The sequence below is a fragment of the Kosakonia sp. 1610 genome (assembly GCF_050435845.1).
GTDB classification, from domain to species: Bacteria; Pseudomonadota; Gammaproteobacteria; order Enterobacterales; family Enterobacteriaceae; genus Kosakonia; species Kosakonia cowanii.
On the sequence record NZ_JBNDKZ010000005.1, the window covers coordinates 42,160 to 55,811 of the forward strand.

12 protein-coding genes are annotated in these 13,652 nt (G+C 57.8%); 8 read left to right on the plus strand and 4 right to left on the minus strand.

Annotated features, from left to right (window positions below):
- Nucleotides 1-5: 5 nt before the first annotated feature.
- Genes pqqB through pqqF form a run of 5 tightly spaced genes read left to right on the plus strand, consistent with a single transcriptional unit; the run spans nucleotide 6 to nucleotide 5,271 of the window.
- Nucleotides 6-917 carry a pyrroloquinoline quinone biosynthesis protein PqqB gene (gene pqqB / locus ABIC80_RS15035; protein ID WP_200135023.1) on the plus strand — a complete coding sequence of 304 codons (912 nt, stop codon included), beginning with the start codon at nucleotides 6-8 and terminating at the stop codon, nucleotides 915-917.
- Nucleotides 918-925: 8 nt separating this feature from the next.
- Entirely contained in the window at nucleotides 926-1,681 is a 756-nt protein-coding gene (gene pqqC / locus ABIC80_RS15040) for a pyrroloquinoline-quinone synthase PqqC (protein ID WP_076769366.1), read from the plus strand.
- A gap of 5 nt (nucleotides 1,682-1,686) precedes the next feature.
- Entirely contained in the window at nucleotides 1,687-1,959 is a 273-nt protein-coding gene (gene pqqD / locus ABIC80_RS15045; protein WP_192869647.1) for a pyrroloquinoline quinone biosynthesis peptide chaperone PqqD, read from the plus strand.
- Nucleotides 1,952-3,085 carry a pyrroloquinoline quinone biosynthesis protein PqqE gene (gene pqqE, locus ABIC80_RS15050; protein ID WP_429177698.1) on the plus strand — a complete coding sequence of 378 codons (1,134 nt, stop codon included), beginning with the start codon at nucleotides 1,952-1,954 and terminating at the stop codon, nucleotides 3,083-3,085. The genes pqqD and pqqE overlap by 8 nt, the downstream gene beginning before the upstream one ends.
- 2 nt (nucleotides 3,086-3,087) lie before the next feature.
- Complete coding sequence (pqqF, locus tag ABIC80_RS15055; protein ID WP_429177700.1) at nucleotides 3,088-5,271, plus strand: pyrroloquinoline quinone biosynthesis protein PqqF; 2,184 nt, start codon at nucleotides 3,088-3,090, stop codon at nucleotides 5,269-5,271.
- 9 nt (nucleotides 5,272-5,280) lie between these two features.
- Here pqqF and ABIC80_RS15060 read toward each other — a convergent pair whose 3' ends face one another.
- The 3 genes from ABIC80_RS15060 to ABIC80_RS15070 form a co-directional block, all read right to left on the minus strand.
- Nucleotides 5,281-5,715, minus strand: a complete 435-nt coding sequence (locus ABIC80_RS15060) for a putative T6SS immunity periplasmic lipoprotein (protein WP_157737692.1) — start codon at nucleotides 5,713-5,715, stop codon at nucleotides 5,281-5,283.
- Between the two features lie 2 nt (nucleotides 5,716-5,717).
- Nucleotides 5,718-6,251, minus strand: coding sequence for a type VI secretion protein (locus ABIC80_RS15065; RefSeq protein ID WP_225975676.1), 534 nt, complete (start codon nucleotides 6,249-6,251; stop codon nucleotides 5,718-5,720).
- A gap of 205 nt (nucleotides 6,252-6,456) precedes the next feature.
- Nucleotides 6,457-7,350, minus strand: coding sequence for a LysR family transcriptional regulator (locus ABIC80_RS15070; RefSeq protein ID WP_023482113.1), 894 nt, complete (start codon nucleotides 7,348-7,350; stop codon nucleotides 6,457-6,459).
- Between the two features lie 131 nt (nucleotides 7,351-7,481).
- On the opposite strand from ABIC80_RS15070, the gene aguB reads away from it, so the two are divergent.
- From aguB to ABIC80_RS15085, 3 genes are all read left to right on the plus strand, one after another.
- Complete coding sequence (gene aguB, locus ABIC80_RS15075; RefSeq protein ID WP_094422496.1) at nucleotides 7,482-8,369, plus strand: N-carbamoylputrescine amidase; 888 nt, start codon at nucleotides 7,482-7,484, stop codon at nucleotides 8,367-8,369.
- The gene (aguA, locus tag ABIC80_RS15080) at nucleotides 8,369-9,451 is read left to right on the plus strand and encodes an agmatine deiminase (protein ID WP_429177702.1); all 1,083 of its coding nucleotides are present in this window, start codon (nucleotides 8,369-8,371) and stop codon (nucleotides 9,449-9,451) included. Before aguB ends, aguA begins: the two co-directional genes overlap by 1 nt.
- A 408-nt stretch (nucleotides 9,452-9,859) precedes the next feature.
- Nucleotides 9,860-11,542 carry an alpha,alpha-trehalase gene (locus ABIC80_RS15085; RefSeq protein WP_200135014.1) on the plus strand — a complete coding sequence of 561 codons (1,683 nt, stop codon included), beginning with the start codon at nucleotides 9,860-9,862 and terminating at the stop codon, nucleotides 11,540-11,542.
- Nucleotides 11,543-11,915: 373 nt separating this feature from the next.
- Here the strand turns inward: ABIC80_RS15085 and ABIC80_RS15090 are convergent, their stop codons facing one another.
- Nucleotides 11,916-13,508, minus strand: coding sequence for an STY4199 family HEPN domain-containing protein (locus ABIC80_RS15090; protein ID WP_429177704.1), 1,593 nt, complete (start codon nucleotides 13,506-13,508; stop codon nucleotides 11,916-11,918).
- Between the last annotated feature and the right edge of the window lie 144 nt (nucleotides 13,509-13,652).

Consider the following 13,652-nt stretch of genomic DNA (forward strand, 5'->3'; position numbering starts at 1 on the left):
CACAGATGCTGATTACTGTTTTAGGTTCCGCAGCGGGCGGCGGCTTTCCCCAATGGAACTGCAACTGCCCGAACTGCGCGGGAGTGCGTAACGGCACAATGCAAACCTCAGCGCGCACGCAATCGTCGATTGCGATAAGCGATGATGGCAAAAACTGGGTGTTGTGCAACGCCTCGCCCGATATCAGCCAGCAATTACGCGCCACGCCGGCGCTGAACAGACCCGAACAGCTGCGCGGTACCGCCATTGGCGCGATTATCCTGACCGACAGCCAGATTGATCACAGCGCGGGGCTGCTAAGCCTGCGTGAAGGCTGCCCACATCAGGTGTGGTGCACGCCGGAAGTGCATGATGATCTCAGCACCGGCTTTCCCGTCTTCCCGATGCTCAGCCACTGGAACGGCGGGCTGCAACACCACCCTGTTGAGCCGCTGACGCGCTTCCAGGTGTCGGTTTGCCCGCAGCTGCACTTTACCGCTATTCCGCTGCTGAGCAATGCACCGCCCTACTCGCCTTACCGCGATCGCCCGCTACCCGGGCACAACGTGGCGCTGTTTATTGAAGACAGCAACAGCGGGCAGAGCCTGCTTTACGCGCCGGGTCTCGGCGAGCCAGACGAGACGATTATGCCGTGGTTGCAGCGCGCCGACTGCCTGCTGATCGACGGCACGCTGTGGCGTGATAACGAGCTGAGCGCCACCGGCGTGGGCGGCCACAGCGGCAAAGCGATGGGTCACCTGGCGTTAGCCGAAGAGCAGGGTCTTGCATCTTTGCTCGCGACGCTGCCTGCCCGTCGCAAGATTTTAATTCATATTAACAATACCAACCCGATCCTGAATGAAGCCTCCCCGGAACGAAAAAGCCTTGAGCAACAGGGGATTGAAGTGAGCTGGGACGGGATGGTTATCGCGCTATAAGAGGTTTCATGAGTGAAGCAATATGCCTGACGCCCGAGGAGTTTGAGGCCGCATTACGGGCGAAGGGTCAGTACTATCATATTCATCACCCTTATCACATCGCGATGCATAACGGTGAAGCCACGCGGGAGCAGATCCAGGGCTGGGTCGCCAACCGCTTCTACTACCAGACCAGCATTCCACTGAAAGACGCGGCGATCATGGCCAACTGCCCGCATCCGGAAGTGCGCCGCCAGTGGGTGCAACGCATTCTCGATCACGATGGCGAGGGGGAAAGCGAAGGCGGTATCGAAGCGTGGCTGCGTCTTGGCGAAGCGGTGGGGTTAACCCGCGAAAGCCTGCTCTCGGAAGAGCGGGTGCTGCCGGGCGTGCGTTTCGCGGTGGATGCTTACGTCAACTTTGCCCGCCGCGCCTGCTGGCAGGAGGCGGCATGCAGCTCGCTGACCGAACTCTTCGCGCCGCAGATCCACCAGTCACGCCTCGACAGCTGGCCGCAACACTACACGTGGATTGAACCGCAGGGGTATGACTACTTCCGCAGCCGTCTCGGCCAGGCGCGACGCGATGTCGAGCACGGTTTATCACTGGCGCTGGAGTGGTGCGACACCGCCGAGAAGCAGCAGCGGATGCTCGACATCCTGCAATTTAAACTCGACATCCTCTGGAGCATGCTCGATGCGATGACCATGGCCTACAGCCTTCATCGCGCGCCCTATCACACAGTCACCGCAGACGCGGTGTGGCACACAAGGAGACTGGTGTAATGCACATTCAGGCACACCACATTCCCGCCTTCCGCCGGGGTTACCGCCTGCAGTGGGAAGCCGCACAGGATTGCCATGTGATCCTCTACCCGGAAGGGATGGCGAAGCTGAACGACAGCGCCACGGCGATCCTCTCAGAAGTGGATGGTATTAAAAGCGTGGGCGAGATTATCGCCACGCTGGAGGCGCGTTTTCCCGAGGCCGAAGAGCTTGCCGCCGACGTGCTCGATTTCCTGGCGCAGGCCTATGCACAGAAGTGGGTGATTTTCCGTGAGTGAGGCCGCCAAAAGCGTCAATCCGCCGCTCTGGCTGCTGGCGGAGCTGACCTATCGCTGCCCGCTACAGTGCCCCTACTGCTCCAACCCGCTCGACTTCTCGACCCAGGAGCAGGAGCTGACTACGGCGCAGTGGATTGAGGTGTTTCGCCAGGCGCGGGCGATGGGCAGCGTACAGCTTGGCTTTTCCGGCGGTGAACCGCTGCTGCGCAAAGATTTGCCGGAGCTGATTGCCGCCGCGCGCGGGATGGGGTTCTACACCAATCTGATCACCTCTGGCATTGGCCTGAGCGAGAAGAAGCTGCACACCTTTGCCGATGCCGGGCTGGATCATATCCAGATCAGCTTCCAGGCCAGCGATCCTGAGCTGAATGCCGCGCTGGCGGGCAACGAAAAAGCCTTTCATCAGAAGCTGGCGATGGCGAAAGCGGTCAAAGCGCTCGGCTACCCGATGGTGCTGAACTTCGTCTTGCACCGGCACAATATCGATCAGATCGACCGGATTATCGCCCTGGCATTAGAGCTGGAGGCCGATGACGTTGAACTGGCGACCTGTCAGTTTTACGGCTGGGCGCAGCTTAACCGTGAAGGGCTACTGCCGAGCCGCGAGCAGATTGCCCGCGCCGAAGCGGTGGTCAGCGACTACCGGGCGAAGATGGCGGAAAGCGGCAACCTGACCAACTTACTGTTTGTCACCCCGGACTACTACGAAGAGCGCCCAAAGGGCTGCATGGGCGGCTGGGGGGCGATCTTTTTAAGCGTGACGCCGGAAGGCACCGCGCTGCCGTGCCACAGCGCGCGCCAGCTGCCGGTGAAGTTCCCCTCAGTGCTGGAGCACTCGCTGGAACACATCTGGTATGACTCCTTCGGCTTTAACCGCTATCGCGGCAACGACTGGATGCCGGAGCCGTGCCGCTCCTGCCCGGAGAAGGAGCAGGACTTTGGCGGCTGCCGCTGCCAGGCCTATATGCTGACCGGCGACGCAGCGAATGCCGATCCGGTATGCAGCAAATCACCGCATCACGGCACCATTCTCGCAGCGCGTGAAGAGGCCAACCATAGCCGCATCGGCGTGCATGAACTGCGTTTTCGCAACCGCGTTAACTCGCAACTGATTGTCAAAGGCTAACCATGCAGACCCGACAGCTCCACCTCGACAATGGTTTGCACGTCACCCTGGTGCATCAACCCGATGCACGCCAGGCGGCAGCGCTATGGTGCGTCGATGCCGGCAGCCTGCAAGAGCCGCAGGCCTGGCCGGGGCTGGCGCATCTGCTGGAGCATATGCTGTTTCGTGGCAGCCTCGGTTTTCCCCAGGCGCAGCGCCTAATCAGCTGGGTGCCGTCGCAGGGCGGGCGGCTTAACGCCTCAACCCGGCTGGCGCAGACGGCCTACTTTTTTGAGGTGCCTGCTGACCTGCTGGAGCCGGGGCTGTTACGCCTTACCGATATGCTGGTGACACCGCAGCTTAATGAGAGCGAGATCCTCGCAGAAGCCTCGGTGATCGACGCAGAGTATCGCCTGTTGCAGCACGATGCTGAAAAACGCCGTGAAGCCGCTCTGCTAAAGATGCTGGATGGCGATGGTCAGCTGGCGCGTTTTCGCATCGGCAACCACGCAAGCTTTGGCGACGAAGCCGCCCCGCTTCAGCAGGCATTGCAGGCTTTCCACCAGCAGCACTATCACGCCGGGAACCTGCGCCTCTTTTTACAGGGGCCGCAAACGCTGGAGAATCTCGAAGCGCTGGCGCGGTGTAGCGCCGCGCCGCCCCCCTCAGGCAGAGAGGCCGATGACGTTATGCCGCTCGCCCTTGCACAGGGCGATTGCGCGCTGCATCAGCCGCGCGAAACCATGCTGGTGCTGAGCTTTACCCCTCCCGCCGCCGTCAGCGGCGCGCTGCGTCTGCTGGAAACCCTGTTGCTGGATGAAACCGCAGGCGGGTTGATGGAGACCTGGCGCCAGCGCAACCTGGTAACGGCCATCAACCTGCAGGCCGATTGCCTGAATAGCGAAACCCTCTGGCTGCGGCTCACTTTTACGCTGCGCGATGTTACCGTCAGCCCCGCACAGGTTGAAGCTCTCTTCTTCCGCTGGCTGGATGCCGTCAGCGCCCTGAGCGAGGCGCAGTGTCAGGCGCTCTGCCGCTTTACGCAGCACGCTTTTATGCAGCTTGCGCCGCTTGAAGCGCTGCGTGCGCGCGCCATTGGCCTGCTGCCGCCCGATCCCGACGGCTGGCCTGCTTTGCTGGCAGCCCTTACCCCGGCAAACGCCAGCCGGTTATGGGCCTCGCCTGAGGTGAGCGGAGAAACCGTGGAGAGTCAGGGCTTTACCCTGACGCTGGCCCCTTTTGTCCCGCAAACAGCACCTGATGAACCGATCTCGTTTACTCCCTTCCCGACGCCTGCGCCGCTGCGCGCGCCAGCACTCCCTTCCGCCACTGCGCCGCTGGCGTGGCAACCGGCAGAGGGCGATGCTTCACTGCGGCTGCGACCACAGCCCGCCACGGCGTTTAGTGATGAAACCGGCTGGTGGCTGGCCTCGCGCCTGCGCCCACTCAGTGCATGGGCGGCTCGCCAGGGCGGCGTGTTGACCGTGCAGCGTGAGCAGGGGATCTGGCAGCTTCACCTCTGCGGAGAGGCGCTGTTGATGCAGTCCCTGCTGGCGGAAATTACCCAGATTTTGCAGCGTGAGGATGCTAACGCCGGGGTGCAGGCGCGTCTTGCGCTGGCGCAGGAGACCGCCCGCGAGATGCAGGGCAGCGCCGTGCGCCGCCTGCTGGCGCAATTGCCGCGCGAACTGACAACCTCTGTTGCTCAGCCCACTCAACAGGTCTGGCAAGCGCATCTGGCGGGCGGCGACGCGGCGCTGCATCAGGCGCTCTCCCGCTTGTTAAGCGCCTTTATCTTTCCTGTTGAGACCGAAACCGACGCGCCGCCGCTTATCGCTCCCGGCAAACACTTCATGCTCGATACGCAGGAGGAGGACAACGCGCTGCTGCTGTTCCTGCCGGTTGAAGAGGAGATTGCGGAGATGCAGGCGCTTGTCCAGCGCTATCAACCGCTCTTTTTCCACCAGATGCGGGTTGAGCGCAGCCTCGGCTACGTCGCCCAGTGCCAGTGGTACTACTGCGCGGATCGGCAAGGGGTGCTGGTGGTGATGCAGTCGCCGACTCACTCCGCGGATGCGCTACGCGAAGAGGCGCAGGGGTTCTTTGTGCAGCAGGCCAGCGCAACGCCCGGCCCGCAAGCCGAGTGGCTGGCGCAGCAGATGCCGAATGCCTGGCGCGGCACGAGCGGGAAAGCAGCAACCGTTTAGTGAAACGCGTTAAAACTCGCTGTCGTTAACGGCGATAGGTTTCGCATGGCCTGCGTCAATCGCGAAGGCAACGTTAAAGCGACGCGTATTAAACGCCGTGGTCTGCGCTTTGGCTTTCGAGGAGAGCACAAACGTCGCAATGAATTGCCCGCTGTCAGGGAATTTATAGAGGCTGGGTGGAATACACATTTCGCCCTCTTTTACCGCTAACCGCGGCGCTTGTTGATACCAACGCTCTTTATAAGGGGTGGTGCGCGGCGCGATGGAAATAAAGGCGGGCTGATAATCTTCAGCGTCTTTAATGGTGAAACAGACCTGAGCGTTTTTTACCATCACCGGGGCGGTTTCTGCGGGCTTATAGCGCTGATCGACACGGTCGCCCATCGGGCAGCCGCTAAGTAGAGGCAAACATAATAAGGGGAGGAAGGCGTAATAGTTTTTCATTTTTATAACCCTGTGGGAAAGTTTCTTAATGCAACTTTATAGAGACTCTTTAATTCTTCTTCATACTGCACAACATTTTTCAGTGTTACTACTCCTGCGGTTTTTAATTCAATCCACTTCCGCAGCCCATACGTTTCAAGTATGAAATGGTCAGCGACAATTTGAGCCTGCTGCTCAAGAGGATATTGCGCTAATTTGCGTCCATCTAATCTGTAGCCATAGTCTGCGCGCCAGCTGTAAAGTCCGCGTAAGAAGACTTGCATCCCCCTCTCTCGCTGCCATACATGCATCATTTCGTGGATAAAAAGATGTTGTAGATCAGCCTCTTTTGTCGAAAAGTCATCCCGATACCATTCGCGAAAATAGATTTCACCGTTGGGTGACATTACATAATTATCAAACTGCAAGCCGAAAGGTAAATAGCTGTCATGGTGTATCCAGACAGTATGATAACGAATAGCGTTACCGAAAACCGATCTGGCCAACCGAAGCTCTCCTAAGGTCAATAATCTAAGGGATCCCTCTTTTTTGCTCATATGTAACTCCATGTATTAATTATTTTCTTCCTGCGAGCCAATATAACGCCACGCCGGAATGCATTCCAGCAGGCATATTTATTCCGGAATTTATTTAGAATCAAGCCCCAAAAATTGAGACCAAAAAAGAAAGAGTCTAAACATTCACGGAGTAACTATTTGGTAGAAGTGCTGTGGAAGCGGCTTACGTTGAGATTCTGCCCTCCTATATCCGCACCGTTTTTAATTCATCGATCAGCCACTGCACGGCGGGTTGGTAGTCATAGAGGCGGTGCGAGAGCAGCAGTAAATCGTACGACGGCGCGCCTTCCGGCAGCGTCATGATGCGCAGCGGCAACATCTTTGCAAGCTCCTGGGCAATACGAAACGGGACGCACATTAAATATCCCGATGCCACCGCCACACGGCCACCGACGGCGTAGCTTTGCACTACTGTTGCCAGCGGGCGGTAGAGGTGCTGCGATAAGAGCCAGTTGTCGATATGGTCCGCGCCGGAGCTAACGGCGGGGAGGTGGATTTGCGCCTCGCTGACCAGATGGCGCATCGTCAGTTGCTCCGGCAGATCGCTGCGCTCAAGCGAGGCAATGGCGACAAAGTGATCGGAGATAAGCCGGTGCTTATTAAAGTAGTGCGGGATGTGCTGCACATTTTCGACGCCGATAAATGCATCCAGCTGCCCGTTCTCTACACGTTCGACCTTGATCGTCTCCGAAAGAATATCCACCGAGAGCCGCACATTCGGCGCGATAGTTTTAAAGCGTGCGGTGAGCACCGGCATAAACATAAATTCGAAATAGTCGACCGCGCCAATATAGAAGGTGTGCGCATCACGCGCCGGATCGAAGTGGCTTGGCCCGCGCGTGGCGGTATCGAGCTTACTCAGCGCGCTCTCAATCACCGGGATCATCCGCGCCGCATAGGGCGTCGGCTCCATGCCGCTATGGGTGCGAATAAACATCTCATCTTTTAGCTGTTCACGCAGGCGGTTGAGCGCGTGGCTAAAGGCCGACTGGGATAAATTCGCCTTCTGCGCCGCGCGGGTGACGTTTTTCTCTTTCGCCAGAATCGGGATAAGGCGCAGCAAGTTTAAATCGACCACTATTATGCATCCTGTTCATGTTTTCATGATAACAATACATTTTATTCATAACGCAGATCGTTGCTATAGTTTGCGCCACAATAAGTGCTGAAATTTTGCACTAACCGAACCGAGACCTACGGGAGATGTTTATGAGAAATGTAACTGTCGCCGCCACCCAAATGGCATGCACCTGGGATCTGGAGAAAAACGTACAGAACGCTGAGCGTCTGGTCCGTGAAGCTCACCGCCAGGGCGCGCAGGTGATCCTGATTCAGGAGCTGTTCGCCGCGCCTTACTTCTGCATCGATCAGAGCCCGGAGCACTATGCGCTGGCGCAGGAAGTGGACAACAGCCCGCTGATTAAACATTTCTCTGCCCTGGCAAAAGAGCTGGAAGTGGTGCTGCCGCTGAGCCTGTTTGAAAAGAGCAACAACGCCTACTACAACTCGCTGGTGATGATTGATGCCGACGGCAGCGTGCTCGACACCTACCGTAAAACGCACATTCCGAACGGCCCGGCGTACCAGGAAAAACAGTTCTTCATCCCGGGTGATACCGGCTTCAAAGTGTGGAACACCCGCTATGCGAAGATCGGCGTCGGCATCTGCTGGGATCAGTGGTTCCCGGAAACGGCTCGCTGCCTGGCTTTGCAGGGCGCGGAACTGATTTTCTACCCGACCGCTATCGGTTCAGAACCGGCTTACCCGGATATCGACAGCCAGCCGCACTGGACCCGCGTCCAACAGGGTCACGCTGCCGCGAACGTTGTGCCGGTTATCGCCTCTAACCGTATCGGTACCGAAGCCAGCAAATATATTGAAGGCCTGGAAATGACCTTCTACGGCTCCTCTTTCATTGCCGATCAGACCGGTGAGCTGGTTGAGCAGGCAAATAAAACCAGCGAAGCCGTGCTGGTGCACACGTTCGATCTCGATGCGATTGCCGCACAGCGCGCCTCCTGGGGCCTGTTCCGCGACCGCCGTCCGAACATGTACACCGCGCTGGCAACGTCTGATGGCAGCGTAAGGAGCAAGTAATGTCACAGCTGACCATGCCGGTAAAAGACGGATTCAGCATGCCCGCCGAGTGGGCGCCACATCAGGCCGTGTGGATGATTTGGCCCTACCGTACGGATAACTGGCGTGCCGACGCCGCACCCGCGCAGCAGGCTTTCTCTGCAGTGGCAAAAGCGATCTCCCGTACCACGCCGGTCATTATGGGCGTGCCGGCAACGGAAATGGCGAAAGCGCGGGCAACGATGCCCGCCGACGTCACGCTGGTGGAGATGGAGAGCGACGATGCCTGGATGCGTGATACCGGCCCGACGGTCGTAACTAACGCTGCCGGCGAAAAACGCGGTATTAGCTGGACATTTAACGCATGGGGCGGCCTTAACGGCGGTCTCTACGCCAGCTGGGATCGCGATCAGTTAGTGGCTGAGCAGGTAGCAAACTACCACCAGATGCCGTGCTACCACACGGACCTGGTGCTGGAAGGCGGCTCGATTCACGTTGATGGCGAAGGTACCCTGCTGACCACCGCGGAGTGTCTGCTTAACGCCAACCGCAACCCGAACCTGAGCAAAGCGCAGATTGAGCAGCAGCTGCGCGACTATCTTGGCGTATCGCAGATCATCTGGCTGCCGGACGGCGTGTTTAACGATGAGACCGATGGTCATATCGATAACATATGCTGCTTTGTGCGCCCGGGCGAAGTGGCTCTGCACTGGACCGACGATGAAAAAGATCCGCAGTATGCCCGCTCCATGGCAGCGCTTGACGTGCTGCAAAGCGTGGAAGATGCGCAGGGTCGTCGCCTGAAAGTGTGGAAAGTGCCCTCTCCGCAGCCGCTTTACGCCAGCGCGGAAGAGACATGCGATGTTGAGAAAGGTACGGCGATTGAGCGTCACGAAGGCAACCGCCTGGCGGGCTCCTACGTTAACTACCTGGTCAGCAACCAGCAGATCATTTTCCCGCTGCTGGACCCGGCGACCGATGGCGCGGCGCAGGCACTGTTTGCTGAGATGTTTCCGGATTTCATCATCACCGGCGTGCCGGCTCGCGAGATCCTGCTCGGCGGCGGTAACATCCACTGCATCACGCAGCAAATCCCCCGCTAACACCCTTCCCGGCGGCCTCTGTCGCCGGGAGTCTCCACTCTTTATTTCGCGCCGTATGGCGGGTATTGCAACATTGCTCTAACGTAATAAGAGCGTATTCTGATTTCTTTCCCCAGCGATAAAATGAAGGACCCTGTTCTGCGGTGGTCAACTGCGTAATACCGGGTTAATTCACAAATCGTTGCAAAACGAATGCTCCGAAATTTACCACTACTTAAAGCACAGGAATAAGTGACTTATTCGTGCTTTATCAGCCAGTTGTGGATTTTTAGCTGCTGTAAGGCCGATTTCAAAACGTGATCATCCGCACACTTTGATCACCAGAGATCGAAGCGAATGTCTAAGCTTTATAGATAGCCGGGCAACACCCGTAGTTTTTTACGACGACATCCGGAGGCCAACGTCACTATGTTCAACCAGAAACTACAAAGCGCAGAATTAATGGAATGGGTATTCGAAGATGAAACCTACGACACCGATCCGTGCGAGTTAAAACTGGATGAAATGATCGAGGCGGAACCGGAACCGGAGATGATTGAGGGGATGCCCGCATCTGATGCGCTCACGCCTGCCGATCGTTATCTGGAACTGTTTGAGCATGTGCAATCATCGCGCATCTTCGCCGACAGCAAAACCTTCCCTGACTGTGCGCCGAAGATGGATCCGCTCGATATCCTGATTCGCTATCGCAAAATTAAACGCAAACCGGAATTCAACTTACGCCAGTTCGTGAAGGCGCACTTCTGGATGCCGGAAAACTACGCCAAAGAGTATGTCTCCAACCCGGAAAACTCGCTGAAAGAGCATATCGACCAGCTGTGGCCGATTCTAACCCGCGAGCCACAAGACCATATTCCGTGGTCCTCCCTGCTGGCGCTGCCGCAATCCTATATCGTGCCAGGCGGGCGTTTCCGTGAGACCTATTACTGGGACTCCTACTTCACCATGCTGGGGCTGGCAGAGAGCGGGCGCGACGACCTCCTGCGCTGTATGGCCGATAACTTCGCGTGGATGATTGAGCGTTACGGACATATCCCTAACGGCAACCGCACCTACTACTTAAGCCGTTCGCAGCCGCCGGTCTTTGCGCTGATGGTCGAACTGTTTGAGGAGGATGGCGTGCGCGGTGCGCGGCGCTATCTCGACCATCTGCTGATGGAATATGACTTCTGGATGGATGGCGCGGAGTCGCTGGTGCTGAACCAGGCTTACCGCCACGTGGTGCGTATGCCGGACGGCTCGCTGCTTAACCGTTACTGGGATGACCGCGATACGCCGCGCGATGAATCGTGGATTGAAGACGTAGAGACCGCGCGTCACTCTGGCCGTCCGCCGAATGAGGTGTATCGCGACCTGCGCGCTGGCGCGGCCTCCGGCTGGGATTACTCCTCTCGCTGGCTGCGCGATGCGCACCGTCTGGCGAGCATTCGCACCACGCAGTTCATCCCGATCGATCTGAACGCGTTTATGTTTAAGCTCGAGAGCGCCATTGCCAACATCTCCGGGCTGAAAGGCGACCGCGAGCGTGAAGCGCTGTTCCGCCAGAAAGCGAGCGACCGCCGTGCGGCCATCAACCGCTATCTGTGGGATGACGAAAGCGGCTGCTTCCGCGACTACGACTGGCGTCGCGAGGAGATGGCGCTCTTCTCTGCTGCGAGCATTGTGCCGCTCTATGTCGGCATGGCGACTCACGAGCAGGCTGAACGGCTGGCGGAAGCGGTCACCAACCGTCTGCTGACACCGGGCGGGATCCTGACAACGGAGTATGAAACCGCCGAGCAGTGGGATAAACCCAACGGCTGGGCACCGCTACAGTGGATGGCGATCCAGGGCTTTAAGCTCTACGGCAACGATGAGCTGGGCGATCAGATTGCCCGCAGCTGGCTGAAGACGGTGAATGTTTTCTATCATCAGCACCATAAGCTGATTGAGAAGTACCATATCGCCAGCAGCACGCCGCGCGAAGGTGGCGGCGGTGAGTATCCGTTGCAGGATGGTTTCGGCTGGACCAACGGCGTAGTACGCCGCTTGATTGGCCTCTACGGCGAGCCCAAAGTGGACGAACCGGACGACAAGCCGCAAGAACAATAACGCTGCACATCCGTAGGCCTGATAAGTGCCAGCGCCATCCGGCAAATCACTCATGATGGCGGCTTACGCCTTCTCAGGCCTACAAAATCTCTCCCTGCGAACCTGTAGGCCGGATAAGCGCCAGCGCCATCCGGCAAACCCATGCCTGATGGCGGCTTACGCCTTATCAGGCCTACAAAACCGCTCCCTGCGAACCTGTAGGCCGGATAAGCGCCAGCGCCATCCGGCAAAACCATGCCTGATGGCGGCTCACGCCTTATCAGGCCTACAAAACCTCTCCCTGCGAACCTGTAGGCCGGATAAGCGCCAGCGCCATCCGGCAAACCATGCCTGATGGCGGCTCATGGGATTACGTAAACCTTCCAGCCTTTACTCAATCAATGGCGTTATAAATGGCGGTGTGCGTCTCTGCCCATTTACGGTTCTCATCGTTCGGACTGGCGTCATAACGCAGCTGCGCCTGCTCCATCTCATAACGCTGGCGATCGACCACCGGTTTGGTGGTGCAAAACGCCTGCAGATAATTTTTGGTGATGGAGGTGAGCGGCTTATTGTTCGCCACCATCTCATGGGTCAGGGTGGTAATAAAACGTCGGCACGGACGCTTCTCATCCATCTGTAACCGGTAGCGCAGCAGCAGATCGAGCACATCGTTGTAGTCCGAAATCACCGCATGTTCAGTCCAGGAGAGTTTCCAGTTCATCCCGGTACGCAGGAAGAGCGACACCACGCGGGTATCGTTGCGGTCGATAGCCGAGCGGAAGTTGTTCTCATCCCGCGGTAGCCCCATTGAGCTGAGCTCCTCTTTCGCCGACGGTTTCTGACGCTCTTCGGCAATGGGCACCGTAATATTAGTCTGACGCGCCACCGGCGCAGAGACGCCGCCCATAAAGAGCCAGAAAGCGCCAATCGCAATCACCAAAGCGACGACGCCCACCGCGCCCCACAGCACGCCAGAGACCATCTGTTCACGCTCTTCGCGGCTGCGCACCTGGCGGGTCGCCGGTTTATCAATACTGTCGCGAATCGGCTGCGTATCGCCGCCCGCGGCGCGATCCTTTTTGCGCGCCTGCTCCCAGTAGGCATCCAGCTCACCTGCCGCCTCTTTCAGTAACGCGGCGGGGTTAATTTTGCCGCGCCCCTCATCAAAGGCGCGCTGTACTGGCCCGGCGATCTGCGGATAGTAGCCCTCGAGCATCGCTAACTGGTTAGAACTCAGCGCATTGCCGGCGATAACGCTGGCGCGGATCTCGCGCACATCATCTAACAGGGTTTGCAGAGTTTTACGCGGTTCGACAAACAGGCTCAGACCGGACGCATCGTTAAACAGGCTGGCGTAGCGCTGACCATACTCTTTTTTATCCACCAGCAGCAGCGCCAGCTCGCTAAACAGCATGCCGCTTAACACATCATTGCGGTCGCCGAGGCGCAGCCAGCGGCGCACGCGATCGGCACCAAACTGTGTTTTCAGGTGATTGCGCAGATGCTCCGCATCGGGCCACGCCTGCATCACCAGCCCTTTCATCATCATCTCCATCGCGCGCAGGTGTTGCAGCCCGCTCTGCTGCTGGAGCGGATCGTTAGGGCCGAGCGCGGTGCTGTAAGTCAGCAGCTTCTGCTTTTTACGCAGGTTCTCCAGCGCGGCGATAAAGCGCAGCGCGGCGATAAGCTGGTTTTCCGTGACGCTCTGCCCGTTTTCATAGCGTGGCACCAGCTGTTGCAAATGACGAAGCTGCAACGTGAACTGCGTTAACTCCGCATCGTTAAGCTTGAGTCTTTTCGCCACCGCTCCCCAGCCACCCAAACTGAGGCGCGCAACATCAAGCTGTTCCAGAAACCAGCGCGGATCTTTTCCTTCATCAAAATGCACATTGAGCAGCAGCAAAATTTCGACAGAAGCCTGGCGAATAATAGCGATGCATTTTTCAAACTGTTCACCTGTATTAACAGGGGCAGGAGTTGTCATTATTTTCCCTTAAGTACAACTTAAGACATATTGCGCTGACCCGGTCAGCGGGTGATTTTTTCTTTAGTTATTAGTCGCTAAAAGATAGCTCAGCGGCGGCTGATTATCAGTGATACCTGTTTCAGAATAATAAAAACAGCCCCA

What these genes read in the sequence shown, in the direction of transcription:
- pqqB (WP_200135023.1), top strand. Translation starts at nt 6, where the DNA reads ATGCTGATTACTGTTTTAGGTTCCGCAGCGGGCGGCGGCTTTCCCCAA.
- pqqC (WP_076769366.1), top strand. Translation starts at nt 926, where the DNA reads ATGAGTGAAGCAATATGCCTGACGCCCGAGGAGTTTGAGGCCGCATTA.
- pqqF (WP_429177700.1), top strand. Translation starts at nt 3,088, where the DNA reads ATGCAGACCCGACAGCTCCACCTCGACAATGGTTTGCACGTCACCCTG.
- ABIC80_RS15060 (WP_157737692.1), bottom strand. Translation starts at nt 5,715, where the DNA reads ATGAAAAACTATTACGCCTTCCTCCCCTTATTATGTTTGCCTCTACTT.
- ABIC80_RS15065 (WP_225975676.1), bottom strand. Translation starts at nt 6,251, where the DNA reads ATGAGCAAAAAAGAGGGATCCCTTAGATTATTGACCTTAGGAGAGCTT.
- aguB (WP_094422496.1), top strand. Translation starts at nt 7,482, where the DNA reads ATGAGAAATGTAACTGTCGCCGCCACCCAAATGGCATGCACCTGGGAT.
- aguA (WP_429177702.1), top strand. Translation starts at nt 8,369, where the DNA reads ATGTCACAGCTGACCATGCCGGTAAAAGACGGATTCAGCATGCCCGCC.
- ABIC80_RS15085 (WP_200135014.1), top strand. Translation starts at nt 9,860, where the DNA reads ATGTTCAACCAGAAACTACAAAGCGCAGAATTAATGGAATGGGTATTC.
- ABIC80_RS15090 (WP_429177704.1), bottom strand. Translation starts at nt 13,508, where the DNA reads ATGACAACTCCTGCCCCTGTTAATACAGGTGAACAGTTTGAAAAATGC.